Annotated in this window: 3 protein-coding genes; 1 reads left to right on the top strand and 2 read right to left on the bottom strand. The window is 24.3% G+C overall.

What is annotated here, in order from left to right:
* Positions 1–247 precede the first annotated feature (247 nt).
* Positions 248–1,318 carry an FRG domain-containing protein gene (locus tag MBBTH_RS00045; RefSeq protein WP_165813982.1) on the top strand — a complete coding sequence of 357 codons (1,071 nt, stop codon included), beginning with the start codon at positions 248–250 and terminating at the stop codon, positions 1,316–1,318.
* A gap of 116 nt (positions 1,319–1,434) precedes the next feature.
* Here the strand turns inward: MBBTH_RS00045 and MBBTH_RS00040 are convergent, their stop codons facing one another.
* Together MBBTH_RS00040 and MBBTH_RS00035 are read right to left on the bottom strand one after the other, a co-directional pair.
* Positions 1,435–2,817, bottom strand: coding sequence for a HEPN domain-containing protein (locus MBBTH_RS00040; protein ID WP_116591008.1), 1,383 nt, complete (start codon positions 2,815–2,817; stop codon positions 1,435–1,437).
* 347 nt (positions 2,818–3,164) lie between these two features.
* The gene (locus MBBTH_RS00035; RefSeq protein WP_133241911.1) at positions 3,165–3,776 is read right to left on the bottom strand and encodes a hypothetical protein; all 612 of its coding nucleotides are present in this window, start codon (positions 3,774–3,776) and stop codon (positions 3,165–3,167) included.
* Between the last annotated feature and the right edge of the window lie 417 nt (positions 3,777–4,193).

Genomic DNA, 4,193 nt, shown 5'->3' with positions numbered 1-4,193 from the left:
AGCACGGATGATCTTTAGGAATCAAGTTTCGCAAGTCCATAGGGACCAACATAGTCTGATTAATATTATCATCTTTCAAAACCATAAATAAAACAACCATAAAGATTAATATCTATAATAAAAGATTATACTTCATAGTATATAAAATTAAAGGAAAAATAAGCAAAATAAAATTAAAAAAATAGTGACTTCGTGTCACATCCTCAACATGCATAAAAAAAGAAAATCTCAATAAATGGTGGTTAAAATGAATGATAAAAATAAAAACTATGAATTGTATAATGATTTAGTTGAAGTAATAGAACTCAAAAAGCCAGAAGATTTAAATAATGTAAAAAATGGATATTATCCAGATGGGAGGAAATTTCCAGTAGATTTAAAAAAGAAATGTATTTTTAGAGGAGTTAGTAATATCGATTATGAACTAATTCCAAACGCTTTAAGAAAAAATAATGATGGCAAATATGCCCTTTGTGATTATATAAATTCCAATATATCTATTGATCACCATTCTGCAAATTTTAAAGATATCGAATGTGATGATAATGAAAAATTAACATTAGAGCTACAATATAAAAGAGAGTTCTTTGTTTTATTTAGATTTTTGGATTGGGCAGATAAAAGCGGATTGAAAATTCCTGCCAGCAGGAAAGTTCGTAAACTATTACATTCTCACATTAATCATTTCCCAGGGTATTGGCCTAAATCAGAATTTTATGAAGTTATATCTTTAGCACAACATTATGGATTACCCACATGTGCTTTGGATTGGTCATATGATTATAAAGTTGCATTATACTTTGCTGTGAGAAATATTTTAAAAAAAGACAAGACAGATTGTGTATTATGGGCTTTTAATTACAAATATTTTGAAAAATACTCAACTTTTGTTGTAGAAGATGGATTAGAAAAACAAAATCAAACACAACTTCGATTTTATAGACCAAAATATTACAATAATGATAATTTAAAATCTCAAAAGGGATTATTCACTTTTCTAATTAACAAACCAGAAACTTTTAATGAAACTTCATTAGAATCATTAGATGAAATGATTTGTGACATTATTCAAAAAAACGGTTTTAAGAAAAATGATAATTCAGAAATTGAAATTGATTTAGAGGGAATTGAAAAATTCACTCTAAAAGAAAATGAAAGAATATTCTATAAATTTATTATTTCAGGTGACTGCAAATATGAAATTTTAAAGGCCCTATATTCTGATGGTTATTCAGAAGAATATTTATTCCCAGGATATAAAGGTGTTGTAGAAGCAATGAAAAATAGAATAAACTTAGAAAAAGCCAATATAGATTAAAATAAAGTAAGTTGTATTCATTTGTTAAATTGAATACAACCTTTAATTTTAAGAATTTTACAAAAAAGAATATTAATATTCTATTTTCATACATAGTTCATATCGGTTATATTCAATTAATTTTCATAATATTCCACAAAATTAAATCTAGGATTTTTTGTAATATTGTTTATTTCTGAATCAGTTAACCCAAATTCTTTTAAAAATATCATTTTTATTATTAGATTTAAACTATCTGTTAATTCAAAAAATTCAATCCCTTTTAATAAATGTTCTGGTTCTTCACCATAGTGAGTATAATAATTTCTACCATCTTTAACAATATCGCAGTAAGTTTTTATTCCTTTATCAAATGTTTCTTCATCAGTGAATTTATCAATAATTTTTATAAATAATTCACATTTTTTAAATTCATTAAATATTTCTTTTAAACGGTCTTTTAATGTAAATTCATAGCAAAATTGAATTGAATTTATAATTTTATTTAAAAATTGACCTTTATTTTCTTTTGAAACAATTTCATCTAAACCATCCATTTTTGTAGCACATGGTGTGAATTTGCTTTTAAAATCTTCAAATTTTTCTTTAGAAACATATTCCCCAAGATATCTTTTTCTATGATAACTTTCAAGAATTTGGCAATATGTTAAGAATAATGTTTCACTAGATAAATTAGATCCAATTGTTGAAAAATATAAATCATAAACCCCTTTTAAAGAGTCATAATTTTCAAACCAGTTATTAAATATTTTCTCAAGATTATTTTCATTAAATTGAATCAATGTATTATGTTGAGGCTTCAAATTATATTTTCGGGTCACGATTGGAAATAACATGTTTATTTCCTTATTTTTTGATGATTCATAAAGTCCAATGATTTCTGATTTCCCAGTGAGGAATGTGAATAGGTCTTTAATTTTTACAATATGAGGATAAATTTCAGTTATAGTTTTAGGTTCATCATAATTTAATTTAAGAATAATCTCTTCATTGAACTTAGCATACTGCCCATTTGAAGAGTAACCGATAGTACTTTTTGGTTTAAGGAATATCTCTAAATTAAATTCATTTAAATCAACAACATATTCATTAGTAGGCTCTTTTATTAATAAAATATCTGGCTTTGGAGTAATTGTAGAAAATGAGTGCAAGTTAATAGTTGATAGAATATTGTCAATTTTAATATTAATATTCTCAAATTTAATATTATCTTTATTATTATAATGTTTTCCTTCAAATAAATATCTAATGTAATAAGTATTGTTTATAACTTTTGCATGTGTACTTTTAATTGGATCATTTATAATTATTAAACTTAATTTTTTATTTTCCACAACACCATTTAGCAAAATATAATCATCATCATAATCATTAAAATCTACATTAACAAATGAAATTTCAAAATCATTATTCTTTTGATTAATATACCCCGGAACAATTTCTTTATCATTATCTGAGACCCAAAAGTTTCCTAATTTTCCAAATATTTCGTCGAACATATTTTCACTCCATTATTATTTTATTAATTGTATTATATATTTAAGTACAATATAATTTCAATTTTAAAGTTTACAAATTTTATTTTAAATTATAATCTATTTATGATGTTAAATGTAAACATTTTCATTTCAACTTGTATCCGATTAAATATTAACTACCCTACAAATCTATAAAAATCACAGACAAGTCATATACTATAACATATCCGCCATCACACTAGATTGCCCGTACATTTCCTGAAATTGTCTCAGCACCTGCAGCAGAATCATGATTAATCCAGTTTTCACTAGAATGTTTTTTATATCTTAATCTTAACATAATTTGACTCGTTCCTAATACTCTACATTTAAATTATGCTGAAATCCATTAATATTTTCTCAATGCATTTAATTTCCTCATTATCTAATTTTTCTTCATGAAATATGTAAACTATATTATATGAATTTTTAAGAATGTCAGTTCTATTATTTCCTTTAATATTAATGACAGATACATAAATTCCCTTATGAGAAATATTATAATAATCATTGATTTTAATTAACTCATCAATATCTAAACAATTATAAATATTCCCATCAGTATTTAAACTTGTGAAAAAAATATAAGACCCATTTCCATAGTTTATTTCAACAATTTTATTTGTACAACCACACACATCCAAAATTTTTAATTCATTTTCAGAAATTAAATGTTTTTGAGAATATATATCCTCAATTTTATCTAAATCTATAACTTTATGTATTAAAAAGTCATTAACTGTAGGATTCCTTTTTTCAAGACTTAAAATTTGCTCTTCCATAGATTTATAAGTATCTGTCTGTTTAAACTCATCAATTGATTCTTGACCTATGACAGATAACATTTTATCGCTAAAAGGAAAGAATATTATTTGAGGGCATCGATAATATATTTCATCCTCCGTTATGAGTAAAGGCAATGGATCAACAATTAAACGCATGATAGCTAATATTCTTATTGATTTTGAAAGATGCTTCGTGAATTCCTCTCATTTTTTATAGGGCAAATCTTTATCAAGACTATGATAACGGAAGCAATAAAACTTATCAAGACCATTATTATGAACAACATCATTAATTTCGCTTAATAATTTACTAATATCTTCTTTAAAATTAGGCATTTTATCAATGACTTCTTTAAAAAATATACCCTCTTTAGATAACTCATCAATAATTTTAGAACGTCCTGTTTTATACTTTCCTTTTCTAAATTTTTTAAAATTATTTTTTATTTTGAGTCTGTAAAATTTTATAGGCTTATTTAATTTTTATGTGTTTTTGTGTCCAGTTTTGCATTTGGAAGTCTAAAAAGGTTAGAATTCCATTTTTGGTCTTGTATAATTTCTTTATTTTTTCTG

The sequence above is a fragment of the Methanobrevibacter thaueri genome, from assembly GCF_003111625.1.
Lineage (GTDB): Archaea > Methanobacteriota > Methanobacteria > Methanobacteriales > Methanobacteriaceae > Methanocatella > Methanocatella thaueri.
This window is presented reverse-complemented; position numbering and strand designations above follow the sequence as displayed.

Bases quoted from the DNA above. Each gene is read 5' to 3' on its own strand.
- MBBTH_RS00045 (WP_165813982.1), top strand. From the start codon at position 248: ATGAATGATAAAAATAAAAACTATGAATTGTATAATGATTTAGTTGAA.
- MBBTH_RS00035 (WP_133241911.1), bottom strand. From the start codon at position 3,776: ATGCGTTTAATTGTTGATCCATTGCCTTTACTCATAACGGAGGATGAA.
- MBBTH_RS00040 (WP_116591008.1), bottom strand. From the start codon at position 2,817: ATGTTCGACGAAATATTTGGAAAATTAGGAAACTTTTGGGTCTCAGAT.